This window comes from Pannonibacter sp. CBAS1226 (genome assembly GCF_055685825.1).
Genome location: NZ_JBVOUO010000001.1, coordinates 88,837 through 104,563, shown reverse-complemented (window position 1 = coordinate 104,563; position 15,727 = coordinate 88,837). Strand labels below are relative to the sequence as shown.

The 15,727-nt window shown below is 63.0% G+C and carries 14 protein-coding genes; 9 read left to right on the top strand and 5 right to left on the bottom strand.

Features of this window, described 5'->3' with window-relative positions; genetic code table 11:
• The first annotated feature begins 108 nt into the window (after positions 1 to 108).
• The 3 genes from AC0CMF_RS00495 to AC0CMF_RS00485 all read left to right on the top strand — a co-directional run bounded on the left by AC0CMF_RS00495 (position 109) and on the right by AC0CMF_RS00485 (position 6,606).
• Positions 109 to 588 carry an Lrp/AsnC family transcriptional regulator gene (locus tag AC0CMF_RS00495; RefSeq protein WP_019966625.1) on the top strand — a complete coding sequence of 160 codons (480 nt, stop codon included), beginning with the start codon at positions 109 to 111 and terminating at the stop codon, positions 586 to 588.
• A gap of 408 nt (positions 589 to 996) precedes the next feature.
• Positions 997 to 1,827 (top strand): phage tail protein, encoded by an 831-nt coding sequence (locus AC0CMF_RS00490; protein ID WP_058899480.1) that lies wholly within the window; start codon positions 997 to 999, stop codon positions 1,825 to 1,827.
• An 831-nt stretch (positions 1,828 to 2,658) separates the two neighbouring features.
• Positions 2,659 to 6,606 (top strand): cadherin-like beta sandwich domain-containing protein, encoded by a 3,948-nt coding sequence (locus AC0CMF_RS00485; RefSeq protein ID WP_472481300.1) that lies wholly within the window; start codon positions 2,659 to 2,661, stop codon positions 6,604 to 6,606.
• 77 nt (positions 6,607 to 6,683) lie between these two features.
• Here AC0CMF_RS00485 and AC0CMF_RS00480 read toward each other — a convergent pair whose 3' ends face one another.
• Positions 6,684 to 7,928: an NAD(P)/FAD-dependent oxidoreductase gene (locus tag AC0CMF_RS00480; protein WP_208977174.1), complete on the bottom strand. Its 1,245-nt coding sequence runs from the start codon at positions 7,926 to 7,928 to the stop codon at positions 6,684 to 6,686.
• A gap of 97 nt (positions 7,929 to 8,025) precedes the next feature.
• Here AC0CMF_RS00480 and AC0CMF_RS00475 point away from each other — a divergent pair, with 97 nt between their 5' ends.
• Entirely contained in the window at positions 8,026 to 8,991 is a 966-nt protein-coding gene (locus AC0CMF_RS00475) for a sodium:proton symporter (protein ID WP_058899478.1), read from the top strand.
• Between the two features lie 69 nt (positions 8,992 to 9,060).
• Here AC0CMF_RS00475 and AC0CMF_RS00470 read toward each other — a convergent pair whose 3' ends face one another.
• Positions 9,061 to 9,903: a helix-turn-helix domain-containing protein gene (locus AC0CMF_RS00470; RefSeq protein WP_094461963.1), complete on the bottom strand. Its 843-nt coding sequence runs from the start codon at positions 9,901 to 9,903 to the stop codon at positions 9,061 to 9,063.
• Positions 9,904 to 10,036: 133 nt separating this feature from the next.
• On the opposite strand from AC0CMF_RS00470, the gene AC0CMF_RS00465 reads away from it, so the two are divergent.
• The 4 genes from AC0CMF_RS00465 to AC0CMF_RS00450 all read left to right on the top strand — a co-directional run bounded on the left by AC0CMF_RS00465 (position 10,037) and on the right by AC0CMF_RS00450 (position 12,906).
• Positions 10,037 to 10,429 carry a hypothetical protein gene (locus AC0CMF_RS00465; protein WP_374631317.1) on the top strand — a complete coding sequence of 131 codons (393 nt, stop codon included), beginning with the start codon at positions 10,037 to 10,039 and terminating at the stop codon, positions 10,427 to 10,429.
• A gap of 32 nt (positions 10,430 to 10,461) precedes the next feature.
• The gene (locus AC0CMF_RS00460; protein WP_058899475.1) at positions 10,462 to 10,785 is read left to right on the top strand and encodes a DUF1330 domain-containing protein; all 324 of its coding nucleotides are present in this window, start codon (positions 10,462 to 10,464) and stop codon (positions 10,783 to 10,785) included.
• Between the two features lie 234 nt (positions 10,786 to 11,019).
• On the top strand, positions 11,020 to 12,348 hold the full coding sequence (gene purB, locus AC0CMF_RS00455; RefSeq protein WP_055453814.1) for an adenylosuccinate lyase: 1,329 nt from the start codon (positions 11,020 to 11,022) through the stop codon (positions 12,346 to 12,348).
• Between the two features lie 3 nt (positions 12,349 to 12,351).
• Positions 12,352 to 12,906, top strand: a complete 555-nt coding sequence (locus tag AC0CMF_RS00450; RefSeq protein ID WP_374631319.1) for an RBBP9/YdeN family alpha/beta hydrolase — start codon at positions 12,352 to 12,354, stop codon at positions 12,904 to 12,906.
• A 101-nt stretch (positions 12,907 to 13,007) separates the two neighbouring features.
• Here AC0CMF_RS00450 and AC0CMF_RS00445 read toward each other — a convergent pair whose 3' ends face one another.
• The 3 genes from AC0CMF_RS00445 to AC0CMF_RS00435 all read right to left on the bottom strand — a co-directional run bounded on the left by AC0CMF_RS00445 (position 13,008) and on the right by AC0CMF_RS00435 (position 14,616).
• A complete protein-coding gene (locus AC0CMF_RS00445) occupies positions 13,008 to 13,223 on the bottom strand; it encodes a hypothetical protein (protein WP_050472662.1) in 216 nt (71 codons plus the stop codon).
• Between the two features lie 148 nt (positions 13,224 to 13,371).
• Positions 13,372 to 14,139, bottom strand: coding sequence for an HpcH/HpaI aldolase family protein (locus tag AC0CMF_RS00440; RefSeq protein WP_374631321.1), 768 nt, complete (start codon positions 14,137 to 14,139; stop codon positions 13,372 to 13,374).
• Between the two features lie 153 nt (positions 14,140 to 14,292).
• Positions 14,293 to 14,616, bottom strand: a complete 324-nt coding sequence (locus AC0CMF_RS00435; RefSeq protein WP_050472660.1) for a DUF1476 domain-containing protein — start codon at positions 14,614 to 14,616, stop codon at positions 14,293 to 14,295.
• A gap of 292 nt (positions 14,617 to 14,908) precedes the next feature.
• Between AC0CMF_RS00435 and purC the strand changes: the two genes are divergently transcribed.
• Positions 14,909 to 15,706, top strand: a complete 798-nt coding sequence (purC, locus tag AC0CMF_RS00430) for a phosphoribosylaminoimidazolesuccinocarboxamide synthase (protein WP_019964626.1) — start codon at positions 14,909 to 14,911, stop codon at positions 15,704 to 15,706.
• Positions 15,707 to 15,727: the final 21 nt, after the last annotated feature.

Sequence of the window (15,727 nt, the reverse complement as noted above, 5' to 3'; positions counted from 1 at the left end):
TGCCAGAGCGGTTTCTCAAACACCAATATCCTCCTTTTCGCGGGTGATTTCTGTGCTATTGTGCCGCCAGCCAAGCCCTTGGCCGTGATTTTCTTCCCCGACAGGCCCATGACAGAGAATTTTCTTCTTGATCCCTCCGATATCCGCGTCCTGCGTGTTCTCCAGAGGGACGCTTCCCAATCCATCGCCGAGATTGCCCGCGCGGCCGGCATGAGCCAGACGCCCTGCTGGCGCCGCATCAAGAAGCTGAAGGAGATGGGCGTCATCCGGCAGGTGGCGGCCATTGTCGACCGGGAAGCCGTCGGCCTCGGCTTTGTCGCCTATGCCTTCGTCAAGCTGACCGTGCCCAGCCGCGAGAACATGGAGACCTTCGACAAGCTGGTGCATCACTGGCAGGAAGTTGTCACCTGCGAACGCATCACCGGCGCCGTCGACTATCTCATCAAGGTGGTCACCGAGGACATCAAGGCCTATGACAACTTCCTGCGGCTGAAGCTGCTCGACAACACGCTGGTCTCCGACGTGCAGTCCCGCATTGTCGTCAACACGGTCAAGGACACCGTCGCCCTGCCCTTGCGCGAGCGGTAACACCGGCCCTGATGCCGCCTGCCTTCTCCGGATTTGATCAAGCCCGCGCGGCCAGCAGTCAGGCCCAGCAGTCAGGCATTGCCCGCAACGCAATTCGCCCCCTTTCACGCCGTCCCTGCACACCGGAACACCCGGCGGGCCAGCAGAAAGCTGGCCACTTTGCCAGGCGGGCCCAACTCAACCTGCACATGCAGGTCAAACGGCTCACAAAAAATTTCGCGACGGCAAGTCCAAGCCACAGCAGAAATCCAAGAGAAACAAAGTTAAATCAATAATAATAATCTATATCAAGAAAAATACAGCAACGGCACTTCACAATAACTCCACTCATCCATCCCCATCAATGGGCGGCAGGCACACACGTAGGCCGTGCGCGCCTGACCGCATGAAACCAAATTGGAGTTCAGGATGAGAAAGCAGCTCAAACCCGCTCGCATCTTCGGCCAGGGACTGTCCACCCTTGGCGCCCTCGCCATGCTGGGTGCAGGCAGCACCGCCCTCGTGATCGGCACGTCAGCTCCGGCACAGGCCTGCAACATGGAGTCCTACATCGGCAGCGTCTGCGCCTTTGCGTTCAACTGGTGCCCGCGGAACTGGCTGCCGGCAGACGGGCGGCAGATTGCGATCAACGGCAATCAGGCGCTCTACAGCCTGATCGGCAACCAGTATGGCGGCTCCGTGCAGAGCGGCCAGTTCGCACTGCCGGACCTGCGCGGCCGGGCGATTCTGAACTACGGCACGGGCCCCGGATTGCCCAATCAGGTCTTCGCCACCCAATCCGGCGTGGCGACCACCACCCTCACCGTGGCCAATCTGCCGCCGCATAATCATGGCGCCACATTTACCGGCACGGGCGGCGGACAGCAGACAGTGAATGTCCCTGCCTCCGCCGGCACCCTGGGCGTTTCAGCCAAACTCAATGCGAAGGATGAATTCGCCGTCCCCCTCATTACCCCCAACGCTTATCTGGGCAAGCCACCCACGTCAGGCATCCAGGCTGCGAATGTCTATGTGCCGTCCACGAGCACTGGCGCAGACGTGGAACTGAGCGGCCTCGACGTGCAATTGACAGGTACCGCCGGCAATGGCCCCATCAGCTTCACCTACCAGTCCGGCATTACTGGCGGCGCAGTGACAATCGGTAATACTGGCAATGGCCTCGCCTTCTCCAATCAGTCACCGTCGCTGGCGATGAGCTATTGCATCATGATCAACGGCCTTTACCCGGACAGGCCGTAACGGAAACTCCCCCATAAATTGTGCGGGCAGCGTTGCAAAAGCGTTGCCCGCACACGCGAAGCATGGCAAGAAAACCAAGGAAAAGCACTCTATGATTGCGTGACCTGCTGCAGTGATTCACGCAAAAGCCAGATTGTTCTTGCGTCACACCAGCCTTGTGCTGCCGGGACCGGGAAACTTTGCGGGTTTTAGAGGACTGTTTCTGAGGGGATGAGTTTGCAGGATCACGGTATCCTGGCCATGGGGGAATGAAGCATGCGGGGCATCACAGGCAACCAGGCAGCGGTCAATGCAAAGCCGCGCTGCAGGACGGCCAGCCGGCATGAAACGCCGGGAGTGAAATCCGGGAAATACCAGGACACCATGCGCGCCTGGCCGCGTCTCTCCCCCCTGCATTTTGTCAAGTATCTTGCCCTGCTCGTCAGCCTTGTGGTCACGGCCACATTCTTGACTGCCCCCCAGGCAGAGGCAGCTGCATCTCAAGCCTGTCAGGATCTCAATGCTGATTGGTCCGGAGGGCAGACCTACTCAGTCTCCGATATGGCCGGGGGCACGCTCAACGACTTTCTCTTCCAAGATTATCCGGTTCTAACTGGCGAGACAATTTCGTGGCACGCAACGGCAACAGCCGATGGCTCAGGAAATACATCTGCCAAGTTTGAAGTTGGCGCGCTCAGCGGATTATTCTCTGAAACAGCAATAACTTCCACCGATGGTTCCTTTTCAAGGGTCGGGTCACATACATTTCCTGACGATGACGGAGCATACATCCAGCTGGACGCATTCCGGAGTAACACAGGCATAACCACCGGTGCTTCAGTCACCTTGCGTGTGTCTTGCACGGCAAATCCGCCAATTACCCTCTCCCCCGCTGCAGGCGCACTTCCGGCCGGACAAGAAGGCGCGATCTACAACCAGACCATCACCGCGTCCGGCGGTGCGGGTGCCTATACTTATGCCGTCACCGGCGGCAGTCTCCCTGCAGGTGTCAACCTCAACGCCAGCAACGGCGAACTGACCGGCACTCCCACAACCGCAGGCACCGCGAACTTCACAATCACAGCAACGGATACCGATGGCGCCTTCGGCAGCGCCGCTTACTCCCTGCAGATCAATGCACCAGCCTCGACCGTCGCCACCCTGGCGAACCTTGTCCTGTCACAGGGCACGCTCGATCCGGTCTTCGCCAGCGGCACCACCAGCTACACCGCTTCCGTCGGTAATGCCGTCACATCGCTGACCGTCACGCCGACCGTTACCGACGCAAATGCGACCGTCACCGTGAACACTGTTCCGGTCACCTCCGGCAACGCCTCGGGTGCAATCAATCTCAACGTCGGCAGCAACATCATCACCGTGGTGGTCACCGCCGAAGACGGCACCACGACAGAGACCTATACGGTGGACGTCACCCGCGCCGCTGCAACCGTCGCCACCCTGTCGAACCTCGTCCTGTCGCAGGGCACGCTCGACCCGGTCTTTGCCAGCGGCACCACCAGCTACACCGCCTCCGTCGGCAATGCCGTCACATCGCTCACCGTCACGCCCACCGTCACGGACGCAAATGCGACCGTCACCGTGAACACTGTTCCGGTCACCTCCGGCAACGCTTCAGGCGCCATCAACCTCACGGTCGGCAGCAACATCATCACCGTGGTGGTCACCGCCGAAGACGGCACCACGACGGAGACCTATACGGTGGACGTCACCCGGGCCGCTGCAACCGACGCCACCCTGTCGAACCTTGTCCTGTCGCAGGGCACGCTCGATCCGGTCTTCGCCAGCGGCACCACCAGCTACACCGCCTCCGTCGGCAATGCCGTCACGTCGCTGACTGTCACGCCCACCGTCACGGACGCAAATGCCACCATCACCGTGAACACTGTTCCGGTCACCTCTGGCAACGCTTCGGGCGCCATCAACCTCAACGTCGGCAGCAACGTCATCACCGTGGTGGTCACCGCCGAAGACGGCACCACGACGGAGACCTATACGGTGGACGTCACCCGGGCCGCCCCGGCCTCCACCGATGCCACCCTGGCGAACCTTGTCCTGTCACAGGGCACGCTTGATCCGGTCTTCGCCAGCGGCACCACCAGCTACACCGCCTCCGTCGGCAATGCCGTCACATCGCTCACCGTCACGCCCACTGTCACGGACGCAAATGCCACCATCACCGTGAACACTGTTCCGGTCACCTCCGGCAACGCTTCGGGTGCCATCAACCTCACGGTCGGAAGCAACGTCATCACCGTGGTGGTCACCGCCGAAGACGGCACCACGACGGAGACCTATACGGTGGACGTCACCCGGGCCGCTGCAACCGACGCCACCCTGTCGAACCTTGTCCTGTCGCAGGGCACGCTCGATCCGGTCTTCGCCAGCGGCACCACCAGCTACACCGCATCGGTCGGCAATGCCGTCACGTCGCTGACCGTCACGCCCACCGTTACTGACGCAAATGCCACCCTCACCGTGAACGGCACATCCGTCACGTCCGGCAGCGCCTCGGGCGCCATCAATCTCAACGTCGGCAGCAACATCATCACCGTTGTGGTCACCGCCGAAGACGGCACCACGACGGAGACCTATACGGTGGACGTCACTCGGGCCGCCCCGGCCTCGGCCGATGCCACCCTGTCGAACCTCGTCTTGTCGCAGGGCACGCTGACGCCCGGCTTTGCCAGCGGCACCACCAGCTACACCGCCTCCGTCGGTAATGCCGTCACGTCGCTCACAGTCACGCCCACAGTCACGGACGCAAACGCGACCATCACCGTGAACGGCACATCCGTGACGTCCGGCAGCGCCTCGGGTGCCATCAACCTCACGGTCGGTGACAACACCCTTACCATCATTGTCACCGCCCAGAACGGCACCACGACCGAGACCTATACGGTCACCGTCAACCGTGCCGCGCCGCCGGCAACCATCACCCTGTCGCCCGCAGGCGGTGCCCTCACCGCCGGTCAGGTGGGCACCGCCTACAGCCAGACCTTCACCGCATCCGGCGGCACGGGCCCCTATTCCTATGCCCTCACCAGCGGCGCCCTGCCCGGTGGCCTCAGCCTCAACACCAGCACCGGCGAGGTGACCGGCACGCCAACGGCGGCAGGCACTGCGAACTTCACCATCACCGCAACGGATGCCAACACCGATACGGGCAGCGCCGTCTATTCCCTGCAGATCAACGCCGCCCCCGCATCAATCAGCTTCTCGCCCGCAGGCGGCGCCCTGCCCGAGGCCATGGCCGGAGAGGATTACACCACCACCATCACGGTGAGTGGTGGCACAAGCCCCTATCTCTTCAGCGTCAGCGCCGGGGCACTGCCTCCCGGCATGGTTCTGAACGTTTCGACCGGTGTGCTGAGCGGTCCGCTCGATCCGGACACGGAAGGCAGCTACAGTTTCACCATTCAGGTGAGCGATGCCAACAACGCGACCGCTTCGGCCGCCTATACGCTGGAAGTCCAGACGCGCGCCGTGACTGTGACCGACAAGGTGGTGACCGTTCCCGCCGGAGAAACGCCCGGCAACGTCAATCTCGCCACAGGAGCCACTGGCGGTCCCTTCATTGAAGCAAACATTGTGTCCGTTGAGCCCTCCAATGCGGGCACCGCACGCATTGTGAACAGCCAGTTCGCTCAGGCTGGCGGCGGTGGTTCGGCAGGCTTTTATCTGAAGTTCACGCCGGACCCGGCCTATTCCGGCCAGGTCACCGTGCGCTTCTCGCTGACCAGTTCTCTCGGCATTTCAAACACCGGCAGCGTGATCTACAACCTCGGATACAATCCGCAAAAGGTCGCTGCGGAAATCGACAGCCTTGTGCGGGGCTTTGTCCGCACCCGGCAAGGCCTCATTGCGAACGCAGTGAAGGTGCCGGGCCTGCGCGACAGGCGGCGGATGCAGACGGCAAACGAGATCGTCAGCATGCGGTTCACGCCCTCGGAGCGCGGCATGTCCCTTGGATTTGCCACGAGCCTGGAGCAGATGAATGCGGCCAGCAATGCCCTGACACCGGGCCTCAAGGCAGAGGCGCTGGCGTTCAACGTCTGGATCCAGGGCACTGCTTCTGCCCATACACGCAAGCAGAATGACGGCCGCTGGGGCAACTTTGCCATGCTCTCCGCCGGTGCGGATTATCTGCTGGCCGATTGGGCACTTGTTGGTGTGTCGTTCCACTATGACCATATGAGCGATCCCACCCCGGGCGGCGCAAGACTGAGCGGCAACGGCTGGCTGGCGGGCCCCTACGCCTCCATCGAGGTCTACCGGAATGTCTTCTGGGATACGCGCCTCTTCCTTGGCGGATCGGCCAACGACATCGACACCCAGTTCTGGGACGGCGGTTTCGACACCACCCGCTGGATGGCCGATACGGCCCTGTCCGGCGAATGGCAGCTGGATTCGGCCACCACCCTCTCCCCCACCCTGCGGGCGGTCTATCTGTCGGAGAAGATCAAGGACTATGGCGTCCGCAATGGAGCTGGGGACGAGATCCTCATGGATGGCTTCATCGAGGAGCAGTTCCGGGTCAGCGGTGCCCTTGAACTGGCACGGCTGTTCATTCTGGACAATGGCATGCTGCTGACGCCCGCCCTTGAACTCACGGGCGGCTATGCCGGACTTGGCGGCCGGGGTGCCTTTGGCGCCGCCGAGGGCAGCCTGACCCTGACCGATGGCTCCAGGTGGCGGCTCAATGCCGGTGTGAAAGTCAACGTGGAAGGAGACGGCAGCACGTCCCTCACCGCAAAGGCCGGTGCGGGCATCCGCTTCTGATACCAAGGCGCTGAGATCCTCAGGCGCGAAACGGACCTAACCCTTTCCCGGTGCGTCAAGACCACCGGGAAAGGGAATTACAGAAACCGGAGGGGGGACAGCGGCGCAGGGTCGATGACCGGCGGCACGCCGGTGATGAGATCGGCCAGAATATGGCCGGTGACCGGCCCCAGCGTAAAACCGCAATGGCCATGTCCGAAGTTGAGCCACAGGCCGCTCTCGCCGGGGGCAGCGCCCAGCACCGGCAGACTGTCCGGGAAACAGGGGCGTGAGCCCATCCAGGCACCCGGTTCGGCAGGAACCGTCAGCGGAAAGATCTCGCGCGCCTTGCGGAAGGCCCGCTCCACCTGCACAGGCGTCGGCGCCGCATCCCGTTCGGCCAGTTCAATGCCCGTCGTCAGGCGGATGCCCTTTTCCATCGGCGCCAGAACATAGCCCATTTCCGCATCCACCACGGGCCGCGACAGCCCCGCCCCTGCCCTCGCCTTGTAGTGCTGGTGGTAACCGCGCTTGACGGCGAGCGGGAAGCGGTAACCGAAGCCTTTCAGGATATCCATGGACCATGGCCCCAGACACAAGGCAACGGCGCGCCCGCGCACCGGCCCCTTGTCCGTGGCAATGGCCCAGCCCCCGTGCGAGCGCGTCAGGCGCCTTGCATCCCCGGTCAGGATCTCGCCGCCCTTCTCCGCCAGCGACCGGGCAAAGGCCTTGGTGACGGCGCCGGGATTGGACACCGATTCGCTCTCGGGCCAGAAGATGCCGCGGCACCCTTCGGCTGTGAGATAGGGCTCCAGTTCGTTGAGGTCGAGCTCGTCCATCTCGTGATAATCGACGCCGAAGATCCGGGCATAATGGCGCTCGGCCGCCGTCGCCTCGAACCCTGCCTCCGTGCGGTAGACGTAAATGGTGCCCGTCTGCCGGTAATATTTCAGCGCCTCCGCGGCTTCCGCCAGCACCCTGTGCTCGCCGATGGCATAGGCCTCCAGCGCATTCATCGCATGGGCAAGGCGCTGCACGCCCGTGCGGCTGCCATGGCGGCGGAACGCCATCAGCCAGGGCAGCAGACGCAGCACCGTGGCAAGGCTGTAATTGGCGCCGGGCCAGCGCCCCAGCGCGATGTTGAGCAGGAATTTCGCATCTCCGGGAAAACCGGGCGGCAGGAATCCGTTGCGCTCTATGATCCCGGCATTACCATGGGACGTCTCTTCGCCGGGCTGGCGGCGGTCGACAAGGGCAACGTCAAGCCCCCGTCGCTGCAACTGCAGGGCGGTCGAGGTTCCGACCATGCCGGCGCCAAGCACGATGACGTCAACTGTGCGCACCTGCCACCCTTCCAGCCCTGCCTTCACCCGCCCGAGTTGCTTAACATTCTGACGCTTATAGCCTCTTTCGCCAACACCTAAAGGAGAGAATTACCGTATGGCCCTTTCCCTCACAGGCGCGCTCGGCTGGCTGGGCCGCCGGGGCACGGGGGCGGTGGCCCTGAGCGCCTTCGCCGGCATGGTGCTGCCGGGCCTCTCCTCCCTGGCGCGGCCCTTTGTGTCCGAAGCCATTTTCGCGCTGCTGGTGCTGGCCTTCCTGAAAGTGGACCAGACCGCCGTTCTGGCCCGGCTGCGCCGCCCCGGGCTGGTGCTGGCGGCCAGCCTCTGGATGATGCTTCTGCTGCCCACGGGCGCCGCCCTCCTCGCCGCGGCGGCGGGCTTGCGGGAGGTAGCGCCCGATCTAGCCATGGCGCTGTTCATCGTCACGGCAGCCCCGGCCATCATGTCCTCGCCTGCCTTCATGTATTTCCTGAAACTCGACGGCGCGCTCAGCCTCACGGTTCTGGCCCTGTCGATGCTGCTGGTGCCGCTCACCGCCCCTTTCACCGCCTATCTCATTCTGGGCGAGACGCTGCCGCTCGACAGCCTGACACTGGGCCTCAAGCTCTTCGGCCTCCTGGCCGGGTCCATGGCCGTGGCCGCGCTGCTGCGGCGGCTGGCAGGCGAGGCAAGGATCGCCGCCGCACAAGATGTGATCAGCGGCGGTAACGTGCTTTTGCTGTTCTTCTTCGCCGTCGCCGTGATGGATGGTGTGGCGGCAAGCTTTGCCAGCCGTCCGATGGTGTCGCTCGGCATCGTGGCCCTCACCTATGCGGTGTCGCTGACACAGGCCGGCCTGACGCTGCTGGTCTTTGCCCCGGCCCTGCGCAGCGATGCCTTCGTCATCGCCTATTCGGCCGGAAACCGGAATATGGGGCTGATGGTGGCCGCCCTCGGCGGCACCCTGCCGGACCTTGCCTGGCTCTATTTCGGCCTGGGCCAGTTGCCGATCTACACCCTGCCCTACCTGCTGCGCCCGCTGGCCCGCAGGCTGACGGCATCAGCCCCTGCAAAACAAGCCTAGCAACGCCGTGGCTTGCAGGGGAATGACGGCTCACCCGGCGGAAGGCAGATCCAGGTCAGGTGTTACCCCTCAGGAACTGCTTGTCCTTGCCGGAACGAGGGAGGCCATGCGCAGGGCAGTCTCATGGTCGGCGGGCAGGAAGGCTTCAATCGCAAGCTCAGACAGGGTCACGTCGAGCGCTGTCCCGAAGATCGTGGTCGTGCTGATAAAGGAGAGCAGGCCTTCTTCAGTCTGCAGCCGCAGGGGAACGGCGATACCCTCAGCACCGGATCGGCCGCTTACCCCCGCCATCTCGCGGCTTGTCGCGGCCGGATAGCCCCGCAGCTCTGCTTCAAGGGCCTTTAGAGAAACATCAGCAGAGGCTTCGATCTGCGCGGCAAGCCGGGCCAGAACATGGCGGCGCCATTCGCCGAAGTTCACAATCCGCGGCGCCAGCCCTTGCGGATGCAGGCTGACACGGAGGGCGTTCACCGGCGGCTCCAGCAGCTTTGGATCCACACCGGCGAGCAGGATGGCAAGCGCACCGTTGGCGTCGACCATGTTCCAGTGGCGGTCAACGGCCAAGGCGGGGTGCGGCTCAAACCCCTTGAGGATGGTTCCGACGGCCTCACGGGCCGCTGCCATTCCCGGATCTTCCAAGGCGCGCCCCGCGAACATGGGGGCATAACCGGCAGCCATCAGCAAGGGGTTCCGGTCTCTGAGCGGCACATTCAGCTGCTCCGCAAGGCGTAAAACCACGTCCTTGCCCGGCACCGACCGGCCCGATTCGATAAAGGAGAGATGCCGTTGCGAGATACCGGCCTCCAGCGCCAGTTCAAGCTGGCTGAGCCTCCGGCGCTGCCGCCAGACGCGCAGCATCGCGCCGATTGAACCGGGATCTGTGACATTGGCGGAGGCTGTCATGGTTGTCATGCACGCAAAATAGCGGGAGCCGGAGCTTCGAGGCTATTACCTTGGAGGTAATCGCCTTCAGAAGCAATCCGGTGAAGTCTGGGCATGGCAGAAGCGGGATGGTCCTGCTTCCAGCACTCGACAGGACAGTCCAATGCCTTTTCTTTCCCTGAAAACCATCCTTCTCGCAGATGCTGCAGCCTGCCTTGCCATGGGCGCGCTGCTGATTGCCGGGGCCTCGCCCCTGGCAGCCGTCACGGAGATACCTGCGGCACTCTCCACCTGGGCTGGCGTGCTTCTTCTGCCCGTCGCCGCCTTCATTGCCGCCGCCGCGTTCCGCTTCAGCCACATGACCGCAATGGCAGGGATCATCATCCTGGGAAACATCGCCTGGATCGTGGCCAGCATGGCACTGCTCGTCATGGACCTGATTGCGCCCAACGCTTTTGGAACGGCGTTTATCATCGCCCAGGCTCTGGCCGTTACCGTCCTCACCTGGCTTGAAACCAAAGCAGTGGCCCGGCGTTTCCATGCTCATTCCGCTTGAGCCCGAATGTCTGCATCAGGAAGGACTGAGACATGACAGCCTATGCCATCGCCCGGATCTGCAAGGTCGAAATGGGTCCCGAAATCGTGACCTATCTGGAAAAGATCGACGGAACCCTCGCGCCCTTTGGCGGCCGGTTCATCATCCACGGCGGCGGAAAAACCGTGCTGGAAGGTGACTGGACTGAAGACCTCGTCATCATCGCCTTTCCGTCGATGCCAGATGCGCAAGCATGGTATGCATCTGCGGCCTATCAGGCGATCCTGCCACTGCGAACGGAAAACGCCGCTTCGGATGTCATCCTCATGCAAGGGGTGGATGCAGATCACCGGGCAACCGATATTCTTGCCAATTGAGCAAATCCGCTTGCTGCGCGCCTCTGCCGGTCCTGACGGCAGGCGCGCAGCGGCTTCCTGCTGGTGCGGCCTGAAACAGCCAAGCCATGCCGATACGCCGGAGCGGGCTCGGGCTGTAGTTTGGCCAAATCTTCGCTTTCGCTCAGTTTCGTGCCCCTTCACCGCCGCATGGCATTGAGCCTCTGGCCGGTCTCTGATAGACCCCAGCCAGTTTTCCCAGAATGAGGACCCGCGATGATCCCGCGCTATTCCCGCCCCGACATGGTTGCCATCTGGTCTCCCGAGACGAAGTTCCGCATCTGGTTCGAGATCGAGGCCCATGCCTGCGACGCGCTGGCTGATCTTGGTGTGATCCCGAAGGAAGCGGCGCAGACCATCTGGGAAAAGGGCGGCGCGGCCACCTTCGATATCGAGCGCATCGACGAGATCGAGCGCGAGACGAAGCATGACGTCATCGCTTTCCTCACCCATCTGGCCGAGATCGTCGGTCCGGATGCCCGTTTCGTTCACCAGGGCATGACCTCCTCGGACGTGCTGGACACCTGCTTCAACGTGCAGCTGGTCCGCGCCACCGACCTTCTGCTGAAGGACATGGATGCGCTGCTGGCCGCCATCAAGCGCCGCGCCTTCGAGCACAAGGACACGGTCTGCATCGGCCGCTCGCATGGCATCCATGCCGAGCCCGTCACCTTCGGCCTGAAGATGGCCGAGGCCTATGCCGAGTTCGACCGCTGCCGCAAGCGCCTGATGAATGCGCGCGAGGAAATCGCCACCTGCGCCATTTCCGGCGCCGTCGGCACCTTCGCCAACATCGACCCGCGTGTGGAAGAGCATGTGGCGCAGGCCATGGGCCTGAAGGCGGAGCCTGTGTCCACGCAGGTCATCCCGCGTGACCGTCACGCCATGTATTTCGCCACGCTCGGCGTCATCGCCTCGTCCATCGAGCGCGTGGCCACGGAAATCCGCCACCTGCAGCGCACGGAAGTTCTGGAAGCGGAGGAGTATTTCTCCCCCGGCCAGAAGGGCTCTTCCGCCATGCCGCACAAGCGCAACCCGGTGCTGACCGAAAACCTGACGGGCCTTGCCCGCCTCGTGCGCGGCTTCTCCATTCCGGCGATGGAAAACGTCGCCCTGTGGCACGAGCGGGATATCTCCCACTCGTCCGTCGAGCGCATGATCGGCCCCGACGCCACCGTCACCCTCGACTTTGCGCTGGCCCGCCTCACCGGCGTCATCGACAAGCTGCTGGTCTATCCGGAGCGCATGATGGGCAACATGGACCGTCTCGGCGGCCTCGTGCATTCCCAGCGCATCCTGCTCGCCCTCACCCAGGCCGGTTCCTCGCGTGAGGATGCCTACCGTCTGGTGCAGCGCAATGCCATGAAGGTCTGGGAAAGCTATCAGGTGTCAGGTTCGGCCGGTGTGGACTTCCTGAGCGAACTGCTGAACGATGCAGATGTGCGCCAATATCTGTCGGAAGACCAGATCCGCGACCGGTTCGACCTCGGCTATCACACCAAGAACGTGGACGTGATCTTCCAGCGCGTCTTCGGGGAAAGCTGACCCATGAAGATCGCCGACGCCGACATCCTGCTCATTCCCGGCTATGCCAACAGTGACCCCGGTCACTGGATGCGCCGCTGGGAAGAGAAGATGGCCAACGCGCGGGTGGTGGAACAGGACAACTGGTTCACGCCCTCCAGGAAGGTCTGGATGGAGACGCTGCTGGCCGCCATCGAGGCGGCGGAGCGTCCTGTGGTGCTGGTCGCCCATTCCCTCGGCTGCATTCTGGTTGCCCATGGCGCCCATGTGCTGCCGAAGGACAAGGTGAAGGGCGCCTTCCTCGTCGCCCCGTCCGACTGGGACCGGCCCGGCCTCGTGCCGGCCTTTGACGGCGGCGATTTCGTGCCGGTGCCGCGCATGCCCCTGCCCTTCCGCACCCATCTGGTCGCAAGTCAGAACGACGCTTACTGCGACTTCGAGGTGGCCAAGGGCTTTGCCCACAGCTGGGGCGCCACGTTCCAGGATGCGGGCCATGTCGGCCACATCAACCTTGAAAGCGGCCACGGCCCCTGGCCGGAAGGCATGATGTCCTTCGCCCATTTCATGGCGCGGATGTAAGTGTAACCCTCTCTCTATGAGCCAGCCTCATCGAGAGAGGGTAAACTCTTTTGCGGCGGGAAAGCCTTCCAAACTCCCTAGACAGCCTTCAGGTCGTACCTCTACGCAACCCGGTCGCGGGGCTGAATCATGTCGCGGATGTGCTTGCCGGCCAGGATGCTGGCCGGAATGGCCAGAACCAGGCCGCAGGCCGCAGCCCCTGCCAGCATCAGCGGATTGAAGTGGTCGAGACCATAGACCGACAGCGGCACAAGAGCGCCGATGCCGGCCATTGTCGGTCCGATGACGATGAAGAGAATCGCGGCAAGCTTCCACATGACACAGGCTCCGGTTACGGATGCCCGGCGCGCAGGAGCACGCCGCAGCATCCCGATCACCGCGCCTGCCGTCCGGGCGCCACTGCCCCATGCCGATGATCTTCCCCGTCAAGTTGCGCTGGCCGGAGCGGATGGTCCTTGATCCGGATCAAGCAAGCCGCGCCAGAACGTCGCGGAAGGCGCCCTGAATGACCGGCAGATCCATGCCATGGGCGAGCAGACGGTAGCCCATGGCCTCAGCCGCCTTCACATCCTCCGGCGTCATGCAGAAATAGCCCGCAAGGCGCCCGGCGGCGCGGGTCTTGCCGATGATCAGTTCTGCGGCCTCCCGAACGGCCTCGCTGTGGGGGTTGAGCGCCGCGCCATTGGACAGCGTCAGCGACAGATCACCCGGCCCGACGAACACCCCGTCAATGCCCGGCACAGCCAGAATCTCATCCAGCGCGGCGACGGCCTCGGGTGTTTCGATCATGGCAAAGGCCAGAACCTCGCTGTTGGCGCCGGCGAGATAGTCCGGCATGGTCTGCCCGGCCAGCATCGAGGCGCGCACAGGCCCCCAGCTGCGGCTGCCCAGCGGCGGATATTTCATCGCGGCGGCAAAGGCTCTGGCGTCTTCCGCAGAATTGATCATCGGCGCGATCACCGCCTCTGCCCCCGCATCGGCGGCACGGCTGGCCATGGCATTGCCGCCCACGGGAATGCGGACGATCCGGTGCGCTCCGCCCAGCGCCACGGCGGCCAGACAATCGCGGATACTGCCCGCATCATGAATGCCGTGCTGCATGTCCAGCGTCACCGCGCCAAAGCCCGCCCGCGCCATGGCCTCGGCCACCACGGGCGCCGGCAGCACGGACCAGGCCGTCACCACCGTTTCATCCGCCTTGAACCGCGCTGCGAGTGTCTTCCTGTCTGCCATCTGGGCCTCCCTGTTCTGGCCCCATCAGACAGGATGTCAGACAACCCGGCAAGGCAGAATCAGGCTGCATCCGTTCGCCGTCCCCATACCCAGCAAAAAACCTCCGCGCCGGTGGCACGGAGGTTTTTCGTCATGCGCCGTACGGATAAAAGGTCAGATGCCCTTCTGGATCTGGTCGATCGCGGTGTGCATCAGTTCGTCCATGGTGCGGCGAATCTGGTGGTCGGACTGTTCCACATGGCCCTTGTCGAAATCGGCGCGGATCTTGCGGAAAACGTCCTCATCGCCAGCTTCCTCGAAGTCGGCGCGCACCACTTCCTTTGCATAGTCATCTGCCGCTGCAGCAGAAAGCCCAAGCTTTTCCGCAGCCCACAGGCCCAGAAGCTTGTTGCGCCGGGCGTTCGCCTTGAAGCGCAGTTCCTCGTCATGAGCGAACTTGTTTTCGAAACTCTCCCCACGACCGTCAAACGTGCTCATGAAATGCCTCCTCTTGTGCAGACAGCAAACCTTCAACCACCTGCGTGGCCCCATTCATATGGTATCTGTTCCGCGCTCTGCATATCCCCCGCAATGATGCAAATCAACGCACTAGCGCAGAGATTGCCGCGACGTGAGCCGCATCCGCAAATGATTACCCCGGCTCCATTGTACTTTTGCAAAGGATCGTTTAAGTTCCGCGCCGCTAATGCGGGGCTAATTGTCGATGTTGAAGGAAATGGCCAGCACTTGCGCCACTTCAAAATCGCATGCACAGGAGTTTCCCGCATCGATGGATTTTCTCAAGCAAACACGGTACGTGCCCATGAATCGCCGCCGGCGTATCTATGAAGGCAAGGGCAAGATCCTCTATGAGGGCCCTGAGCCTGGAACCTTGATCCAGCATTTCAAGGACGATGCAACCGCCTTCAACGCCAAAAAGCACGAGATCGTGGACGGCAAGGGCGTGCTTAACAACCGCATCTCCGAATACATCTTCAACCAGCTGAATGGCATGGGCATCCCGACCCATTTCATCCGCCGGATGAACATGCGCGAGCAGCTGATCCGCGAAGTCGAGATCATCCCGCTCGAAGTCGTGGTGCGCAATGTTGCAGCCGGTTCGCTCGCCACCCGCCTCGGCATCGAGGAAGGCGTGCAGCTGCCGCGCTCCATCATCGAGTTCTATTACAAGAACGACGCCCTCAACGACCCGATGGTCGCTGAAGAGCACATCACCGCCTTTGGCTGGGCCACCCCGCAGGAACTCGACGACATCATGGCGCTCGCCATCCGCGTCAACGACTTCCTGTCCGGCCTGTTCCTCGGCGTCGGCATCCGCCTTGTCGATTTCAAGATCGAATGCGGCCGCCTGTTCGAAGGTGACATGATGCGCATCGTCGTCGCGGACGAAATCTCGCCGGACAGCTGCCGTCTGTGGGATATCGCCACCAACGACAAGATGGACAAGGACCGCTTCCGCCGCGACATGGGCGGGATGCTGGAAGCCTATCAGGAAGTCGCGCGCCGTCTCGGCATCCTGAACGACAACGAGCGCCCGAACGGCTCCGGCCCGACGCTCGTCCAGTAAGGCTCAACACCCTCAAGGCCC

What these genes read in the sequence shown, in the direction of transcription:
- AC0CMF_RS00495 (WP_019966625.1), top strand. Translation starts at nt 109, where the DNA reads ATGACAGAGAATTTTCTTCTTGATCCCTCCGATATCCGCGTCCTGCGT.
- AC0CMF_RS00490 (WP_058899480.1), top strand. Translation starts at nt 997, where the DNA reads ATGAGAAAGCAGCTCAAACCCGCTCGCATCTTCGGCCAGGGACTGTCC.
- AC0CMF_RS00475 (WP_058899478.1), top strand. Translation starts at nt 8,026, where the DNA reads ATGGCCCTTTCCCTCACAGGCGCGCTCGGCTGGCTGGGCCGCCGGGGC.
- AC0CMF_RS00470 (WP_094461963.1), bottom strand. Translation starts at nt 9,903, where the DNA reads ATGACAACCATGACAGCCTCCGCCAATGTCACAGATCCCGGTTCAATC.
- AC0CMF_RS00465 (WP_374631317.1), top strand. Translation starts at nt 10,037, where the DNA reads ATGCCTTTTCTTTCCCTGAAAACCATCCTTCTCGCAGATGCTGCAGCC.
- AC0CMF_RS00460 (WP_058899475.1), top strand. Translation starts at nt 10,462, where the DNA reads ATGACAGCCTATGCCATCGCCCGGATCTGCAAGGTCGAAATGGGTCCC.
- purB (WP_055453814.1), top strand. Translation starts at nt 11,020, where the DNA reads ATGATCCCGCGCTATTCCCGCCCCGACATGGTTGCCATCTGGTCTCCC.
- AC0CMF_RS00450 (WP_374631319.1), top strand. Translation starts at nt 12,352, where the DNA reads ATGAAGATCGCCGACGCCGACATCCTGCTCATTCCCGGCTATGCCAAC.
- AC0CMF_RS00445 (WP_050472662.1), bottom strand. Translation starts at nt 13,223, where the DNA reads ATGTGGAAGCTTGCCGCGATTCTCTTCATCGTCATCGGACCGACAATG.
- AC0CMF_RS00440 (WP_374631321.1), bottom strand. Translation starts at nt 14,139, where the DNA reads ATGGCAGACAGGAAGACACTCGCAGCGCGGTTCAAGGCGGATGAAACG.
- AC0CMF_RS00435 (WP_050472660.1), bottom strand. Translation starts at nt 14,616, where the DNA reads ATGAGCACGTTTGACGGTCGTGGGGAGAGTTTCGAAAACAAGTTCGCT.
- purC (WP_019964626.1), top strand. Translation starts at nt 14,909, where the DNA reads ATGGATTTTCTCAAGCAAACACGGTACGTGCCCATGAATCGCCGCCGG.